The sequence below is a fragment of the Ornithinibacillus scapharcae TW25 genome (assembly GCF_000190475.1).
In the GTDB taxonomy this organism is placed as follows: domain Bacteria; phylum Bacillota; class Bacilli; order Bacillales; family Amphibacillaceae; genus Ornithinibacillus; species Ornithinibacillus scapharcae.
The window spans coordinates 19,485-37,879 of the sequence record NZ_AEWH01000032.1 but is presented as its reverse complement, the minus strand read 5'-3'; the positions used below and the strand labels follow the sequence as shown (position 1 = coordinate 37,879).

The window sequence follows — 18,395 nt, the reverse complement described above, 5'->3', positions numbered from 1 at the left end:
CAGAAAATGCAGCAGAAAATATTATTAGTAGACGGAATGGCATTACTGTTTCGGGGCTTTTTCGCTACATCTTACAGAGGAAACTTTATGCTAAACGAAGATGGGGTACCTACAAACGGAGTGTATCAATTTTTCCGCTATCTACTGGATGCCGTGGATACATTTCAACCATCTCATGTCATTTGTTGCTGGGATATGGGGAGCAAGACTTTTAGGACAACAATGTATGATAACTACAAAGCAAATCGCTCTGAACCTCCAACAGAGCTTATACCTCAATTTGACCTTGTGAGAGAAGTAGTGGACGCATTTGATATGCCGAACATAGGCATCGAGAACTTCGAGGCAGATGATTGTATTGGCACATTAGCAAAGCAATTTTCACATGATCATGAAGTGATGATATTGACAGGTGATCAAGATATTCTTCAGTTAATTGACCCGGGCATAAGTGTCATTATTATGAGAAAAGGCATGGGGAACTATGAAGTATTTGATAGTGAGAACTTCTATGAGAAGAAAGGACTCCAACCGAGACAAATCATTGATTTAAAAGGTTTAATGGGGGACACCGCTGACAACTATCCAGGTGTAAAAGGTATTGGTGAAAAAACTGCTTTGAAGCTTCTCCAAGAATACCAATCAATTGACGGTTTATTGGAAAATATTGATACTCTCCCTAAGGGTATCCAAACAAAAATAAAGTCAAACTTAGATTTGTTGCACCTATCTAGGAACCTTGCAGAAATCCGTTGTGATGTACCGGTAGAAGTTTCCTTAGAAAAAGCCCTATGGAATGTTAACCGAGAAAAGGTTAAACAAAAACTAACTCAATTAAAGATGAACCATTTAGAAAAGCTATTATCTTAAAGAAAGAAACCTGTATGTATTATACAGGTTTCTTTCCTACATACCGCTATTAACGGTTGTTGTTATTGTTGCGATTTTTGTTGTTATTGCGATTTTTGTTGTTATTGTTGTTGTTGTTATCTAAATTATCATTTAGAAACTCATTCGCAAACTCAACATTATCATTGTTGTTATTGTTGTTGTTATTGTTGTTGTTGTTGCGGTTATTGTTTTTCGCCATTTTTGACCCTCCTAATAAATTTTTAAAGTGAAATTATAACGATATAGTTCAATTTCACCTTACAGAATGTATGATACCCCGATAAACATTTTTAATTCGTTTTTTCGACAAAAATTTCATTTTATCTTTCACACCAGCTTGATGTAAAGATAATTTAGGATTTGTGTTATTTCTGGTCATGATGTTTAACTTATAACTCAGTATCTAATAGGAGATCTAATATGAAAAAGAATACAATCTTTATAATGGTTAGTACGCTTGTTACTTGTTGTCTGCTTGCTTTCATTGAACATGGGATTGAAACCAATTATCTTATCAAAACAGGTATTAAGGTTACACTCTTCTTCTTAAATGTTTGGATTTATATAAAGATATTTCAAAATTTCCGCTTTCGAGATGTACTAAGTATGGAAAAAATAACTCATAAAGAGTGGAAACGAATTGTAACCTTAGGTGCATCTTCAGCTTTTATACTATTGGTCGCTTATATCATATGTTTACCCTATATTAATCTGGATTCGATAATGGATGATTTAACGAATAGGTTAGGTATTACAACAACTACATATATAATAGTTGGAATCTACATCACATTTGGTAACTCGTTTTTGGAAGAGTTTTTCTTTAGAGGTTTCATCTTCTTTAATTTACCTAGAAGATTAGCATATCTGTTTAGTCCATTATTATTTGCTGCTTACCATATCCCAATGATCATGCTTTGGTTTAGTCCTTTGATTATTGTCATATGTTTTATAGGACTTTGGTTAATTGGTGTAGTATTTCACTTGGTTAATGAGAGAACTGCAACGATTTGGGCTTCTTGGATTATTCATATCTGTGCTGATGTCATGATTATCCTTATTGGGTTAACGTTATTTTACTAAATCTTAAGGATGTAAGACTTCTTACATAAAGTTCCAATTAAATTTATGCATTAGTACAGGGGCATTAGAAAAAATAGAAGCAGGGGATGACAATAATAAAAAATAAATTGAGGTGTATGTGAGATGCTAAAAAGAATTATTCCCTTGCTGTTAGTAGTATTGCTAGCCTTTCCAGTAGGCGCTAATGCTCAAATAAAAATGTTCAAGGAACCACCTTTTGATTTTTATAAAGTTTCCAAAGGAGATTCCTTTTGGTTTATAGCAAAACGATATGGTTTAGACTATCGCGAATTAATGCGATTGAATCCGAATGTAATCCCAACCAACATGCAAATAGGATCAGTTATTCGTTTAAGACCGACTGCAACTAGTCCAACAACCTTTGAAGAACAAGTTGCACAGTTGGTTAACCAAGAAAGAGCCAAACACGGGTTGTCTGCTTTGACTCACAGGGCAGACATTAAGAATGTTGCTGAGAAAAAAGCGATGGATATGATTAACTCCAATTACTTCTCGCATACAAGCCCCAACTATGGTTCTCCGTTCGATATGTTAAAAACATTTGGGATTCGTTATCGTACGGCAGGTGAGAATATAGCAAAGGGTCAAAAAACTCCGCAAGAGGTTATGAATGCATGGATGAATTCATCTGGACACAGAGCCAATATTCTAAATGGGAATTATGACTCCATTGGAGTTGGTTATTATAACGGAGCGTGGGTTCAAATGTTTACTGGTTCTTAAATAGAAGTAACAAGTTTAGGTCCATTTAGGGTATCCTGATTGGACCTAACTTATATAAGGGTGTGTATGCATGATATCGAAACTGATAGAAGAATTAGAGAAAAATCGAGACAATCATAATGCAATTCAAATGGAGAAGTATATGAGGAACTTATTTCCTTTTTTAGGAATCAAAACACCAGATAGGAAGAAGATTTCAACCGAGTTCTTTAAGGATTTAGAACTAAATAAAAAACCGTTTCAGGTCGATTTAGTCTTAGACTTGTGGGAAATGAAGGAACGCGAATATCAATATATTGCACTTGACTATATGGATAGAAATCTAAGTAAAATCGAACTAGAACACACTGATTTATTTCAAACACTTATTACTACTAAGTCATGGTGGGATACCGTTGATATGCTGGCACAAAAACCCGTTGGTCAATTAGTAAGACAGCATCCAGAAATAATTGCGAACAAGATTAATAAATGGTCAACAGATGAGAACATATGGCTTAAAAGAACAGCAATCCTATTTCAATTAAAATATAAGGAAGACACCAATGAAGATCTATTGTATACATACATAAAACGTAATGTAGATAGTAAAGAGTTCTTTATTCAAAAAGCAATCGGTTGGGCACTACGGGAATATTCTAAAACAAACCCAACTTCCGTTCAAGAATTTATAAAAAGTCATGAACTAGCAAAACTTAGTATTCGAGAAGGTAGTAAATACCTTTAACCATTATTTTGTAAAACGATTCGCATAGGAACTTGCAACAAATGAATCAGGCTTGATTTTAGGTTCAATGCCTAAGGATTCCATTCTTCCAACCATTTCATTTACAAAGACCCTTGTTTTGTTTTTAGTAGAGGAGCCAATATCGATATGACCTTCAATGGTAAAGGATGACCCTTTATAAATATGAGGGAGGACGATATTGATTAGCTGCTCTTTTTTCTCTTCTGTAAACATGGAAACAACCTCTTCCGTCAAAGTGGTCTCATAGGAAATTCGTTCATGTAAGTTCATCATTTTTCTTGGAACCATTACTTTACGTATGCATGCCCAAGCTCCTTTTGACTCACACTGAATGACTATCCCTGTTATAAATCGGGTATATGTGGTATGAACTTGGGAATCTGTTCCAAATATCAACCGGTATCTACCGGTAGGATCTTTTTTCATAAATCGTATGATATGATAATAAACCTCATTAAACGTCATACTCTTATTCGTTAGATTTTGAAAACTAAAGTCATATAATCTAAGATTTGTCATGATAGACCCTCCTAGGAATGAGCTTTATTCTTATTTTAGCAAAATTTCCAATGACTATTCTCTTCACCTTCACTTTTTACATATTCTTTATTATCTATTGCCCAACAGCTTGACGAATTTTCTCACCATCAGAAATAAGCTCTTATGTATAGAAATGCAGTGTATCCATAAAAGGTTCCGTTGCTTTATATCGTATTTAAATCCATTCCTATTACGGAAAAATCTGTAAATAGTAGATTATTTTTTATATTCATTATGTTATAGTTAATAAAAATACTATATTTTTTCATGAGAAAAATATTCAGTTCTGTATGTTACTAGGAGGGTCATTCGTGCGATTAATAAAGAGATTATCATTACTTTTATGCTTACTGTTTTTACTGGCACCAGTAGAAGTTCCTGCAGAAGATTCGTTAGAAATCTCCATTACCTATGGAGTAGATGGAAAGGTTCAATTAGGAAAGGGATACCCTGCAACTGTCACTGTGAAAAACAATGGTGAAACCATTTCGGGTGACTTAGTATTCTTTACGAATCCTAACTATGAAACGGCTGGAAATATGGTCGTACCCGTTGAATTTCCAAAAGGAGAGGAAACCACATTACAAGTTTCTATCCCAGGATTAAATGAAAACTATCATTATGGAACGCAAAATAACAAACAACAATTAGTCAAGTTTTATGAAGAAGGATGGGAAAGTGGAAAAGAGGTATCGTTAAAAGGGAACACTACGAAACGACCTACTTTCTTTCAAGAAAACAGAGTGGTTATTGGTGTACTGACAGAAAATCCTGACGAGCTTAATGTATTAAAAACAGTTAGATATAATAATGATTCTATTGAATTGTTGAATCTTACGAAAGAAAACCTCCCATCAGATGCTACAGCTTTAGAAATTTTCGATGTCATGGTAATTAATAATTATCAAGTTTCCACTCTCAATGATCAACAAGCACAGGCAATTCAGGATTGGGTCCGAGCCGGTGGTCATATCATGCTGGGAAGTGATCCGTTGTTAGAACAGCATGAAGCTTTACATAGACTCTTTTTAATGGAGATAGAAAAGCAAACCTCATTTGAACAATTTAAACTTTTTTGGAACCTCAGATGAGGAGGAACTACCAAATTTCAATAAAGTAGAAATCAATACAGGGAAGTTACTTGATAATGTAAATGTTATCTATTCGGACCATAACCTACCAATGGTCATGAATAAGTCATTCGGCTTGGGAGAAGTTACACAATTTGCATTTAATATTAGTAGTGAGACGCTAACAAAATGGGAGGACTATGACCAATTCTGGTCTAAATTACTTCAGAAGACAGTTGATAAAGATGTTAACAGGGCATATATGAGAGATGAGATTCCGTATCGCCTTAGCAATATCGTAGAAATATATCCATCTTCTTTCATCCCTGTAGAGGTATTAGTTACCTTATATATCGTCTATCTGGTATTACTAATACCAGGACTTTATTTCCTTTTAAAAAAGTTAGACAAACGGGAAATATCATGGGTCATCATTCCAGCTGTTGCGATTGTTTCTAGTATTGCTATATTCGTAGTAGGAGCAAAGGATCGAATCGGTGGTTCCCAAATTAATCATATAAGCGTCTTATCGATCGATGAAGAAGGTACTGCAAATGGTTATGGAGCATTTTCCATCTTAAGTAATAATGCAGGGGACTACCCCGTTACAATTAATTCAAGAGGATTTCAGCCATATCCGATGCAAAATTATAATTACGGTCCAGATGAAGCCGAGGGCAATCTTGCTATGATCGAAATTGGTAGACAGCAATCTAAAATAACCTTTAACGGAGTGGAATTCTGGTCTATCCGATCAGCAATGGGCAATATTCATTCACTTGAAACTGGTAAGTTGAATTCCGATTTATGGATTGAAAATAATAAACTAAAAGGGACTGTAAAAAGTGAACTAGCATTTGATTTAACAGATGCCTATTTATTAAGTGGTTCCAATTCGTATCCACTGGGAGAAATAAAAGCTGGAGAGACCACTGAGATTGAACTAGAGTTAGATACTAAAAACATTCAAAATCTCATTGGAGCCCCTCGAGCAAATATTGCTTCTAAGGTGATACCTGGTCATACATACTCTGGAGGATATAGTGGATATTCTGAACCACAAGACAAAGAAACAATTAAAGAGTGGAAGAAATATGAGCTATTAGATTCTGCTATGTATTTTGATGTTCAACCAAAGAACTTCAATAAGCCATTAATTGCTGGTTACGTTACAGAACCAATAATAGAATTGGAGTCCGATAAAAAAGTGAAATCAGTACAATCATTATCGTTGATTACACAAATGGTCGATGTCGAAATACGTTCTCTTGAGGCAGGAGAGTTTAAATTTAGTCAAAATACTATCATACCGGAATTGAGTGTCGATACTGCCAACTCTTCTACTGGCAATATTTATCATAACGGTTTACTTTATGGTGAAGGATATGTTGAAGTCGATCAAGGGAATTACCTCCTGACCTATCAAATCCCACTTCAACTAAACTTGGATAGTATTAAAGTAAACAAATTCAGATTAAGTCACCCGAGCTCGAATGAGGCAACATTCAGTATATACAATGTCAAAGAGGGAGAGTACAAAGCATTAGAAGGCAATCAAACCACATTTGAAGATAATCCAGGAGATTTCATAGCGGATGACGGAAAAATAGTAGTAAGATTTGAAAAAAGTGGTATGAATGATCCACTAGTACAAATACCGACTCTCAACTTGGAAGGAGAGTATAATCAATGATTGAAACAATAAATCTTACAAAAAAATATGGTTCTTTTACAGCACTCGATTCTTTAAACTTAAAAATTGCCAAAGGAACTGTTTTCGGTTTTGTTGGTCATAATGGTGCTGGTAAATCTACAACTTTCTCTATTTTAGCAACCTTACTAGCACCAACATCAGGTACTGCCTATGTGAATGGTTATGATGTGACAAAAGAACCTAAAAAAGTGCGAAATCATATCGGTTATATGCCCGATTTCTTCGGCGTATACGACCAATTTAAGACGGTAGAATATCTTGATTTTTATGGCGCCAGTTACGGAATACCAAAATCAGAAAGGGATAAATTAATCCCACAACTATTAGAACTCGTTAATCTAGCCAATAAAAAAGATGAATATGTCGATGTATTATCACGAGGAATGAAGCAAAGATTATGCCTTGCTCGTTCGTTAATCCATGACCCTGAAGTATTAATTTTAGATGAGCCTGCTTCTGGTCTTGACCCCCGAGCTAGAATCGAAATGAGAGAGATATTAAAAGAATTAAAGAAAATGGGTAAAACAATCATTATATCTTCCCATATTCTTCCTGAGCTTGCTGAAATGTGTGATGAGATTGGTGTCATCACTAATGGTAAATTGGTGGCATCTGGTTCCGTTGCATCCATTCAGAAGCAGCTACAAGCGAATAAGATTATTCATGTTCGTATATCGGGGCAACTAGACCAGGCTATAGCATTCTTTGAAGATGATCCTAAAATATCAGGAATTATAAAACATGATAAGTATGAAGATACATTATTATTTTCTTATACTGGAACGGACGAAGAGCAAATGGACCTACTAAAGAAAGCCATTCTAAAAGACCTGCAGATTGTTAGTTTTTCCGAAGAAGAGACAGATTTAGAGGATGTATTCCTAGAAATTACGAAAGGAGTAGATTTTTCTTGAAATCACTATTGATCAATCCTGTATTAAATAAAGAAATTAAGCTACGTTTTCGTTCCTTTAAAGGATTCTTAGGGGTATTCTTCTATTTAGTTGCATTAGGAATAATCGCAATTGGGTTTATAGTAGTGAACACGATGTATTCCCAGGTTGCCATATTTAGTCCCGAGCAAAGTCGAATCATGTTTATGGTACTTTCGGTTGTGCAAATGGCATTAATCTTATTTATGACACCTGGTTTGACATCTGGGGTGATTAGTGGAGAGCGGGAGAGACAAACGCTGAATATACTTTTAACAACACCACAGTCATCAACCAGCATTGTATTGAGCAAATTGATATCGTCTATCTCGTATCTCTTACTCATGATAATTTCTTCTATGCCACTGTATAGTATTGTTTTTTTATTTGGTGGGGTTTCACCATCGCTATTATTGACAACGTTTGGATATTACCTCATTACGATGATAACGATTGGAAGCCTAGGCGTATTATTTTCCACCTTAATACGAAGAACCATCGTTTCCACTATTGTTACGTATGGCTTAGCTTTATTTTTAACTGCTGGTACAGCATTTTTGACTATTGTATTTTTTGAAATGTTTTTCTATCAAAATTCACAAACGGTACTCCCTTATTTTACAGCAATGGTGAATCCAGCAATCATATTAATCTCATCGTTCGAACCTTATATGCTACAAGAAATACAACAACGTACGGGAATAGATTTCCCATTAGTTGCTAGCTTTATCATCACCTATGCAAGTATAACAATTCTATCACTTTGGATTAGTATCAAAAAACTAAGGCCAAAAATGAAGGCCAAAAAAGGATCGGGTAAACATGAATGAACAGCAACAGTTCTTTGCTTTACTAAAAGTAGCAAAACGAAAATTATGGAAGCAGCGAATAAGCCAATACGTTCATTTTAGCTTAGTTGCTGTTGCTTTAATAATGCTTGTTATCATGCTACTAGCAAGAATTGTTGTGATCACACATCTTATGGTGAAAATGAGTGTTATATTCTGCATCATGCTAATTGGTATCTCAATTTATGTTCTAATAAAGCGGCCAACTAATCAAGAAGCCGCTTCATATTACGATAGATTTGTCCTAGACAACGATATTACCACCACACTTCATTTTTTGGAAGATCAGACCGTTATGGCTGAACTACAACGCAGAACTACAATTGAAAAGATGAAGAAGGCTAGTATTGCAATAAAAGATGAAAAGATAACATTCTTCTATTGGAAACCGATTTTAGCCTTCGCTCTTTTTCTTACCATCACAGTAACTTTATCCTTCTTTCCGAATAACACAATGAAACTTGCAATAGAAAAAGAAATAGAAGAAGAAATAGTTGAAGATGCCAAAAAGAATCTAGAAAAAATAGCAGATGAAAATCAATCGAAAAAACTAAAGGAACTAGAAGATAAAACCAAAAAAGTGGAAGATAGTAAACAGCTATTAGAAGAACTACTAAAGCAAGAAGCAGCGTTAGGAAAAGAAAAGCAACGTGCTGAAGAAAATGAGGAGAAATTAAAAGAAGTGGCACAAAACTTAAAAGGACTAGATGAGTTATCGGATGCCTTGAAAAGCCTTGATTCCAAGAAATTAGATGCCGCAATGGAAAATATCAAAAATAATGAGCTAGAATCATTGCCGAAAGAAGATCAACAGGCATTAGAGGAATTATTTGCTGAAATATTAGCACAGGAAAATTCAAATTTATCGGAGATGACAGATGAACAGCTTGATGAATTGTTAACAGCATTGGGGGAGGAATTAAATAACCTCCTGGAGAGTGCAAACTCCGTTGATGGGTTAGCATCTCTACAGGAACAATTGCAAAGTTTAGCAAGTGCGCTACAGCAAACTATGTACCAAAATGGGCTCACGAATTCCAATCAACTTGCATTTGGGGAGCAACCTCAAACTAGTGAGCATAATCAGAATGAAAATCCAGGAACGCCACAGCAAGGTGATAATTCTGCTAATAATTCCAATAATTCTTCAAATGGAAACGGTGCAGGCAATGGGCAAGCAAGTGAAAACGGCCCTGCTAACGGTTCTGGATCAGGTAACGGATCAGGTTCAGGTAACGGAACTGGTGCAGGCAGTGGAGCAGGCTCCGGTAGTGGAGGTTCCGGTGCTGGAATTGGGCAAGGTTCAAGAGAGTTAACCATTCCTGAAAGATTAGAAGGAAAAGAGAATTTAGAAAAAGATTATGGTGAATTAGGAAAAGGAAGTAGTAATTTCCAAACCTCTAAAGATGGATTAGTTCTTAGAGGAAATGTTCGTTCATATGAGGAAGTCTATGGACAATATCGTGATACGTATCGAAATAGTGTCGATCGAATGGAGTTACCCACATACCTAGAAGACGTCGTAAGAGACTACTTTAGTGATTTAGACCCGAAAGGAGAATGAAGCTTGATAGATGTTGATGCAAAAGAAAGGGAGCTACAAGAAGTTGTAGAACAAATAGCAAATGTTAAAAAAGAGATTAAGACATTTATAGTTGGTCAAGATGAAATAATAGACCAACTTCTATGGACTATCTTCTCGGGAGGGCATGCTCTTCTTGAGGGGTTACCAGGACTAGGAAAGACCATGTTAGTTCGAACTGTTTCAGAGGCGATGGATTTAGATTTCTCAAGAATCCAATTCACACCTGACCTAATGCCTTCCGATATTACAGGTACGATGTTAATAGAGCCAAGCGAGGATGGAAAGAAACAAACCTTTTCGTTTCATCAAGGACCTATCTTTTCAAATATCGTATTAGCGGATGAAATTAACCGAGCTACGCCGAAAACACAAAGCGCACTACTGGAAGCAATGGGAGAAAAAACAGTCACTGTGATGGGAGATACGAAATCTCTGCCAGAGCCATTTTTCGTGTTGGCAACACAAAATCCGCTTGATTTAGAAGGAACATATCCATTACCCGAAGCACAAATGGACCGATTTCTAGTGAAAATAGATGTCCAGTACCCATCAAAAGATGAATTGAAACAAATCATCCTTCATACGACTGGAACGGAAACACCAAATATTAATAGAATAATAGACGGTCATAGAATTCAAGAAATACAACATCTTGCAAAGGAAATACTAGTATCGGAAGAAATGCTAGATTATGCTGTCAATATCGTTATGGCAACACATCCTAATCAGGAACAAAGTACCGAAAAAGTTAAGAAATATGTTCGTTATGGGGCTGGTCCACGTGGCTTACAGGCTTTAATACGAATATCCAAGGTGAGAGCATTAAGTTTAGGTCGGTTTCATGTATCCTTAGGAGACCTAAAGCAAGCGGCTAGGCCTGTGTTAAGACATCGTCTGTTCCTTAATTTTGAAGGAGAAGCAACAGGGATTACTTCAGATGAAATTATCGATGAAATTCTTAAGCATATTGGTGAGTCTTCATGAGTAGTGAATTGTTAACAAGTAAGGTGATGCACCAATTAGGCAAGCACCGTTTTCAAACGAAAAATATGAAACGTGGTCACCATAAAGGTGCAAGAAGGTCCAATAGACAGGGAACATCATTAGAGTTTTCTGATTATCGACAATATCAGCCTGGCGATGACCTTCGTCAAATAGATTGGAACATCTATGCTAGAACCAATAAGCATTACATAAAGCGGTTTCTGGACGAACAAGAACTAGTCATTTCGATATATGTGGATTGTACGAAATCCATGAGCACTATCCCTGAAAAATGGCGTTTCACCAAAAGTTTAGCAGCTGCTCTAGGGTATATGTCTCTCACTGCAGATGATAGAGTTGGAATATTTCCAGTTGGAGCAAGTAACCCTCCATTTTCTTATAGAAAAGGAAAAGCATTTGCTAATCGAGTTGTGCATTATGTTGATACGATTAAGTCGAGTGAAGCGACAAACACTTTTTCAGAATCAATACAACATCTAATACAACCCAAATCTAGTATATCCGTTCTTATAAGCGATTTATTAGAGCCGATTGAAACGATACAGATAGCTTTAAAAAAACTACAAGCCTATAAACAAGACCTCTATATTTTACGATTACTATCCCCAGAGGAAGTAGATCCGTTCTATCAAGGTGATTTGGAATTACTGGATAGTGAAACAGGAAAGAACGTGAATGTCACGATGAATAGAGCAGTAAAACTTAGCTACCAACAACGATTAACTAGCCATACGGAAAAACTGGAAAAATTCTGTTTTGAACTTGGCATTGGTTTTATACCCTGTCTAGTTACGGATTCCATTGAAGAAGTATTATTTCAAGAGTTATCGTCAAAAGGCTGGATTTAGAATGAGGTGATTCCATGAATTTTATAACACCAATCTATTTTATTTTAACGGTATTCGTCATCGGGGTAATTCTATTCTATTTATTCCGTAAACAATATGATAAACAAGTTATTCCCTCGACACTACTTTGGCAGCAGGTCATGCAAGAATGGCAAGCAACAAAATGGTGGAAAAAATTACAGAATCACTTATTACTATATCTGCAACTACTTATCTTGATCATTCTTATGTTGGCATTGACACGTCCATATTTCGGGCTGAATGAATTATCTGGTGATCATATTGTTGTGATACTAGATACTTCTGCAACAATGACCACTTTAGAAGAAGAAAAAATTAGTCGATTTGAACGCTCAAAACTTGAGATAGAAGAACTAATTGATCTGTTAGACAGTCAGATGATGACGGTAATACTAGCAGAAGAAACACCAACCATCCTGTTTGCTAATGAAACGGCAAAACAGGATATGCTTAGAAAAATAGATAGTGTAGAACCATCCTATCAATTTTCCGATATTCCAAAAGCTGTCCAACTTGCTGAACAATTACTAGCCGATACAAGTGGTGAAATCCATTTGTATTCAGATGGTGTTGTCAAAGAGGAAATGCCATCAGAGTTCCTTGAACACAGGTTAACTGTCCATAATATTGGAAAAACACGAAATAACATCTCGTTACATACTTTTGGTATTTCCAAGACAGAAGATGGCATTCATGGAATCATTACGGTTTTCAATGAACAAGAAACAGAAAGTGTTGTTCGACTTGGGATAGAGAGTGATGGGGAAACATTACATACATTTCAAAAATTAATAGAACCTGGGAAATTAGTACAGTTACCAATTCCTAATTTACCAGATAAAAGCTATTACAAAGCAGTTATTATGAATGATGATGATTACCTTGCTGATAATTCGTTAATAGCCTTTACAAAAGAAGATAGAGCGCCTTCCATCCATCTAGTTGGCGATGTAAATCCATTTACGACAAAGGCATTAGGCTATTTTAGCACGGATATCGTGCAATATGAAAAAAATACTAGTATAGAAGATAATAACGCGGTATATGTTCTGGAAGATATACCAGAGAAGGATTGGCCAAATGGACCGGCACTTGTTTTTTCACCAGTCGTGGAAAAAAAATTGCAGGTACAGGAAAAGACTTTCCTAAATGAACCGTTACAAATCAATCAAGAAGATCCACTCTATCAATATGTGGACATGGAGCAGGTTTATATCCAATCTAGTTTTCCTTATACATTCCCTGTACTAGATACCATTTTATCAAGTGGGAATAGACCGTTAATTAGTAAGGGCTATTATAACGGGAATCCGATTGTTTTTGTAGGTTTTGATATGGAAGATACCGATTGGCCATTACATGCTAGTTTCCCAATCTTTTTATATAATGCTATTAATTTTTTGAACGAAAAGCAGGATACATTAGGTTATGTAAAGCCACTTGAAACATTTTCAGTTACCCATGAAGTAGTCGCATCTAACTCCATGATTGTAAACGAAGACGGTAAAAAAATAGCGGAATTAGATTTGGATAAAGCCAGTATCCAAGCCCCAAGTTCACCCGGATTATATCGTGTGGTTGATGAAGTCAATGGTAACCGAACAGAAAAATTACTTGCAGTAACGCTTGATACACAAGAGAAATACATTCAGCCTGAAAAGGATTTTACACTAGAAGCCTCCAATGTTAATACGCGTGAAAATAATGAAGATAAACCGAATGAGATATGGCCCTGGCTTGTATTTCTTGCATTACTCATATTGTTCTTAGAATGGGAGGTATATCGTCGTGGGATTACACATTGATCAACCCTTGTTCCTCCTTTTATTCTTACCGGTTATTGTTGCCTTATTTTTCTTTTGGAAAACGACTAATTTTCATTCTAAACTCGAGAAGTACACGATGATGAGCATACGATTTTTAGTATATACACTCATTATCTTCGCATTAGCAGGACCACAACTGAAACATAATGTTGAAGGGGTTACAACTATATTTATTGTCGATCATTCCGAAAGCGTGAAGAATCAACAGGAAGAAATGTATGGCGCTATTGAACAAGCAATTAAAGCAATGGGACAAAAGGATTCCTATGGTATTGTTACAGTTGCTGAAAATGGGCAAGTAGCACAAGCTATTTCCAATCGGGAAAAAGGTATAGTTGCAAACAATATTGTAGAAGGTACTTCTTATACGAATTTAGAGGAGGGGCTACAGGTAGCTTATAGTATTCTTTCCTCTAATCATAATGGGCGTATCGTCTTATTAACCGATGGTAATGAGAATATTGGTGATGTAAAACAACAAATCGAACTAGTAAAATCACAACAGATTGAAGTCGATGTGATACCTTTTACTACTACTATTGATAAAGACATTGTTTTAGAAGACTTCGATGTACCTGAAGATTTATTTCTCGGAGAGCAAACAACGCTGAATACGACGATATCAAGTACAGTCGACACCAATTCACGAGTTAGGATCAGTAAGAATAACGAAGTCATTATTGATGAAGAGGTACAAATCAAACAGGGGACCAATGTATTGTCGTTTCAATACTTAGTGGAAGCTACAGGTACACATAGTTTTCGGGCGGAAATAGACTCGATAGATGATGGCATTCCAGAAAATAATGTCCGTCACTCTATTTCTAATGTTAAAGGAACACCAAGTGTTTTAATCGTTGAAGGGTCAGAGGGTGAAGCCAACAACATCGCTTCTGTTTTTCGTGGTTCTGACTTACAAGTAGATACCATTTCCCCAAAACTTATACCGACTGCCTTAACGGGAATGTTAGAATATGAGTCTATTATATTTAGTAATGTGTCAGCAACTGATGTAACCCAACAACAAATGGAAATCATCGAGAGTGCTGTAAGAGACTTTGGACTAGGATTTATCATGACAGGTGGAAATATGAGCTATGGACTGGGAGGCTATTTTAAAACACCTATTGAAAAAATCTTACCGGTTGAAATGGATTTGAAAGGCAAAAAAGAGCTGCCATCGCTCGGTTTAATCATTGTACTCGACCGTTCAGGTAGTATGAGTGGCTATAAGATGGATCTAGCGAAGGAAGCTGCAGCTAGATCTGTCGAATTACTACGTGAGAAAGATACACTTGGATTTATTGCATTTGATGATCAACCGTGGCAAATTATTGAAACAGGGCCGTTGGATGATAAGAAAGAAGCAGCAGAGAATATACGATCTATTACAGAAGGTGGAGGAACCAATATCTTCCCGGCATTAGCTCTTGCCTATGAACAATTGGAAAATCTTGATTTGAAGCGGAAGCATATCATTTTACTTACTGACGGACAATCCGCTACCAATATGGATTATTATGAGCTGATTTCAGAAGGGCTTAAGAGTAATATCACACTTTCAACGGTAGCAATTGGAAGTGATGCAGACCGTACATTATTAGAGGAATTAGCCCTTGAGGGTACGGGTCGATATTATGATGTTCAAGACGCCTCTACCATCCCAAGCATCCTTTCTAGGGAGACATTATTAACAACAAGAACCTATATTGAGGATAACCCTTTTTATCCTACCCTTATAGAAGGTACAGAGTGGAGTCCTATATTTGCGGATGGTATGCCACAAATGAATGTTTATATTGCGACAGAGCCTAAAGCAAGAGCCCAATCTGTTTTAGTTAGTGATAAAAATGATCCTGTGTTGACGAGATGGCAATATGGTTTAGGAAATACAGTCGCCTGGACTTCTGATGTAAGTGGGGAATGGGCAGGTGATTTTGTCACATGGGAAAACTGGCCAACACTTTGGAATGAAATCATGTCTTGGAGCTTACCAAATTACCAACAAGAGAGGTATTATATAGAGCAACAAAATAACGGTAAAGAGATTACATTACATGTCTCTTCAGAAGATGAAGATTTACTTCCTCTTGAAGCTACTATTATCGATGAGAATGGAAACGAGATAGAAAGTCAAATTAGGCCAACAGCACCAGGAGAACATGAAGTTACGTTCCAAGCAGACACAGGTATCTATTTTCTCCAATTATCGAAGTTAGATCAAGATAAAGTTGTCGGCACGTATCAAACGGGAATTGTTATTCCATACTCCAAAGAGTTTGAATTAGCGAGTCAAAATGATTCACTTTTAAAAGATATGACTGAAATAAGTGGGGGAATCATACTGAAAGAACCAGAGGAAGCTTTTCGGGAGCTACGTAATGAAAAAACCAATCAACAGCCGATATTTATGCAGCTCTTGCTTGCCGCATTTCTGTTTTTCTTTCTAGAAATAGCAATTAGAAGGTTTGGTTTACTTGCCATAATAAATCGATTCGCGAGATTCAGAGATAAAAGTGATTTAGAGGAGAAAGTGAAAAAAGAAAAGATCAATCAAACGTTTGAACAGCTTAAAAGAGTCAAAATAAAAGAACCGAAACAGAAATCTTCCGTAACGCTTAAGACGGATAGTGATTATTCTTCCAAAACTATAGCTGCTAAGAAGCACGAAAATAAACCTAGCAAACAGGAAAAACGTCCAGAGAATGTAGAATCGGATGATCGTATGAAGCGGTTATTGGATGCTAAAAATAGAAAGAATAGATAATCTTCAAAAAGTATTGACATTGCTAATAAGGATTCTATATAATATTTTCAATCAAATACGTAAAGCATTGAAGAGAAAAGTAAGTATACTAGGTTTTTTACAGAGAGCTCCTGCTGCTGAAACGGGGTAAAAATCGATATACTGAAGCAAATCTCAGAGCTTCATACTGGATTCATATGATGATAGTATGACGGTCTTCCACGTTACGGAGTGAGGTTAATAGTTATCTATTAACAAATAGAGGTGGTACCACGGATTATCAGTCCCGTCCTCAAGACATATGTCTTGAGGACGGGATTTTTTATTAGATTTATGAAGGAGTGGTTGTATTGGGACAGTAAGGAAAACAAAAAAACACTGGAAATATCCAAGCTTATTACTTTTGGGAATTGGTATTTCGAATATAGGGGAGTGGATCTATCTTTTATCATTAAACATCACTGTCCTAAACATGACGGATAATAAGTTGGCAGTTTCATTGCTATATATTATTGTTCCTCTTGCTACAATAGCTACAAATTTTTGGGGTGGTAGCTTGATAGATCGAATGAACAAGAGAAAATTACTCATTTCACTCGACTTCATACGTGCGGGATTAATTGTTCTATTACCTTTTATTCCAAATCTCATGTACATCTATATCATCGTGTTTTTCATAAACATGGCAAGTAGCATATTTTCAAGCACTTCCATTGTTTATATGACAAAACTAATTCCTCAGCAGGATAGAAAAAGCTTCAATACCCTTCACAGCTTAGTGACTTCCGGTGCCTTTTTCACTGGACCAGCTATTGCAGGGATACTATTTATTATTTGGGATTCGAACACAGCTATTTATTTCAATGCCATTGCTCTTTGTATCTCAGGTGTTATTATGTTGTTCATGCCTGATTTGGAGGAGAGTTTGGAAGTATCTCCTTATGATCGAATGTCCTTGCAATTACTTAGAAAAGATTGGTCTTCCGTTATACAGTTCAGTAAGCGCAATCGCTTTATTATCATTGTTTATATATTATTCCAAGGTGTCTTACTCATTTTGGCAAGCGCTGTTGATTCATTAGAAGTAGCGTTCTCAACGGAAGTTTTAGGTCTATCAGAAAGTAAATATGGATTTCTAGTTTCCATTTCTGGTGTTGGTATCATAGTTGGTTCTATTCTGAATGTTCTAGTGTTTAAAAGACTTTGTGTGGGATTTTTGATAGGAGTTAGTACGATATTCGTTTCTGCTGGATATGTCGTTTATGGTTTTTCTAATGATTTTGTACAAGCTGCTATCGGGTTTTTTATTCTGGCATTTTTCACCGCTCCAGCAAATAGTGGTTTTCTAACTTTTTATCAAAATTCAGTTTCGGTTGATATGATGGGGAGAATCAGTAGTATCTATCAATTCGTAAGTTCAGTATACATCGTTTTCCTTACAGTACTTCTGGGGATCATTGCAGAAGTTATTTCCATAAAAATAGCCGTACATATTGGTACAGTGCTGATGTTTTGCGTCTCGCTTATTCTCTGTTGGACTCTACATAAGAAGTTTGATCTTAACGTTAATTCTGGTGAATAAGTCCTACTATTGAGCGTAGAATTAGAATACCACAAACAACGCAATACTTTTTATATGTAAGACAATAGTATTGCGAGGCTTTTTATATACAAAATTAAAAGTATGTAGTTACTTATACTATTTCATTAATACTGATATCTTTGAAACAGAGTTAATGTTAAAATTTAGATAAGTTATTGTATATATTTACTAATTTAATATTAAGAAGAATT

16 protein-coding genes and 1 other annotated feature are annotated in these 18,395 nt (G+C 35.9%); of the genes, 14 read left to right on the top strand and 2 right to left on the bottom strand.

Annotated elements, in window-relative coordinates:
• Positions 1 to 6: 6 nt before the first annotated feature.
• The gene (locus G5W_RS0107910; RefSeq protein WP_010095653.1) at positions 7 to 870 is read left to right on the top strand and encodes a 5'-3' exonuclease; all 864 of its coding nucleotides are present in this window, start codon (positions 7 to 9) and stop codon (positions 868 to 870) included.
• Positions 871 to 919: 49 nt separating this feature from the next.
• On the opposite strand, the gene G5W_RS23950 is transcribed toward G5W_RS0107910, so the two are convergent.
• The gene (locus tag G5W_RS23950; protein ID WP_010095651.1) at positions 920 to 1,090 is read right to left on the bottom strand and encodes a hypothetical protein; all 171 of its coding nucleotides are present in this window, start codon (positions 1,088 to 1,090) and stop codon (positions 920 to 922) included.
• Positions 1,091 to 1,311: 221 nt separating this feature from the next.
• On the opposite strand from G5W_RS23950, the gene G5W_RS22760 reads away from it, so the two are divergent.
• From G5W_RS22760 to G5W_RS0107890, 3 genes are all read left to right on the top strand, one after another.
• Positions 1,312 to 1,974, top strand: a complete 663-nt coding sequence (locus G5W_RS22760; protein ID WP_010095650.1) for a CPBP family intramembrane glutamic endopeptidase — start codon at positions 1,312 to 1,314, stop codon at positions 1,972 to 1,974.
• 123 nt (positions 1,975 to 2,097) lie between these two features.
• Entirely contained in the window at positions 2,098 to 2,718 is a 621-nt protein-coding gene (locus G5W_RS0107895; protein WP_010095649.1) for a CAP domain-containing protein, read from the top strand.
• 70 nt (positions 2,719 to 2,788) lie between these two features.
• Positions 2,789 to 3,445, top strand: coding sequence for a DNA alkylation repair protein (locus tag G5W_RS0107890; protein ID WP_010095648.1), 657 nt, complete (start codon positions 2,789 to 2,791; stop codon positions 3,443 to 3,445).
• A 3-nt stretch (positions 3,446 to 3,448) separates the two neighbouring features.
• On the opposite strand, the gene G5W_RS0107885 is transcribed toward G5W_RS0107890, so the two are convergent.
• Positions 3,449 to 3,985, bottom strand: a complete 537-nt coding sequence (locus G5W_RS0107885; RefSeq protein ID WP_010095646.1) for a ribonuclease H-like YkuK family protein — start codon at positions 3,983 to 3,985, stop codon at positions 3,449 to 3,451.
• Between the two features lie 332 nt (positions 3,986 to 4,317).
• Here G5W_RS0107885 and G5W_RS0107880 point away from each other — a divergent pair, with 332 nt between their 5' ends.
• The 10 genes from G5W_RS0107880 (at position 4,318) to G5W_RS0107830 (ending at position 18,183) form a co-directional block, all read left to right on the top strand.
• Positions 4,318 to 5,097 carry a hypothetical protein gene (locus G5W_RS0107880; RefSeq protein WP_029191060.1) on the top strand — a complete coding sequence of 260 codons (780 nt, stop codon included), beginning with the start codon at positions 4,318 to 4,320 and terminating at the stop codon, positions 5,095 to 5,097.
• A complete protein-coding gene (locus G5W_RS0107875) occupies positions 5,063 to 6,769 on the top strand; it encodes a hypothetical protein (RefSeq protein WP_029191059.1) in 1,707 nt (568 codons plus the stop codon). Before G5W_RS0107880 ends, G5W_RS0107875 begins: the two co-directional genes overlap by 35 nt.
• Positions 6,766 to 7,704 carry an ABC transporter ATP-binding protein gene (locus G5W_RS0107870; RefSeq protein ID WP_010095645.1) on the top strand — a complete coding sequence of 313 codons (939 nt, stop codon included), beginning with the start codon at positions 6,766 to 6,768 and terminating at the stop codon, positions 7,702 to 7,704. The genes G5W_RS0107875 and G5W_RS0107870 overlap by 4 nt, the downstream gene beginning before the upstream one ends.
• A complete protein-coding gene (locus tag G5W_RS0107865) occupies positions 7,701 to 8,552 on the top strand; it encodes an ABC transporter permease (protein WP_010095643.1) in 852 nt (283 codons plus the stop codon). Before G5W_RS0107870 ends, G5W_RS0107865 begins: the two co-directional genes overlap by 4 nt.
• Positions 8,545 to 10,134 (top strand): hypothetical protein, encoded by a 1,590-nt coding sequence (locus tag G5W_RS23750; RefSeq protein ID WP_010095642.1) that lies wholly within the window; start codon positions 8,545 to 8,547, stop codon positions 10,132 to 10,134. The genes G5W_RS0107865 and G5W_RS23750 overlap by 8 nt, the downstream gene beginning before the upstream one ends.
• Before the next feature lie 3 nt (positions 10,135 to 10,137).
• Entirely contained in the window at positions 10,138 to 11,139 is a 1,002-nt protein-coding gene (locus G5W_RS0107855; protein WP_010095641.1) for an AAA family ATPase, read from the top strand.
• The gene (locus G5W_RS0107850; RefSeq protein WP_010095640.1) at positions 11,136 to 12,008 is read left to right on the top strand and encodes a DUF58 domain-containing protein; all 873 of its coding nucleotides are present in this window, start codon (positions 11,136 to 11,138) and stop codon (positions 12,006 to 12,008) included. Before G5W_RS0107855 ends, G5W_RS0107850 begins: the two co-directional genes overlap by 4 nt.
• 14 nt (positions 12,009 to 12,022) lie before the next feature.
• Positions 12,023 to 13,834, top strand: a complete 1,812-nt coding sequence (locus tag G5W_RS0107845) for a vWA domain-containing protein (RefSeq protein ID WP_010095639.1) — start codon at positions 12,023 to 12,025, stop codon at positions 13,832 to 13,834.
• Positions 13,818 to 16,622, top strand: coding sequence for a VWA domain-containing protein (locus tag G5W_RS0107840; RefSeq protein ID WP_010095638.1), 2,805 nt, complete (start codon positions 13,818 to 13,820; stop codon positions 16,620 to 16,622). Before G5W_RS0107845 ends, G5W_RS0107840 begins: the two co-directional genes overlap by 17 nt.
• Before the next feature lie 58 nt (positions 16,623 to 16,680).
• Positions 16,681 to 16,898, top strand: a binding site (T-box leader).
• Between the two features lie 106 nt (positions 16,899 to 17,004).
• Positions 17,005 to 18,183: an MFS transporter gene (locus tag G5W_RS0107830; RefSeq protein WP_157998040.1), complete on the top strand. Its 1,179-nt coding sequence runs from the start codon at positions 17,005 to 17,007 to the stop codon at positions 18,181 to 18,183.
• Positions 18,184 to 18,395 lie beyond the last annotated feature (212 nt).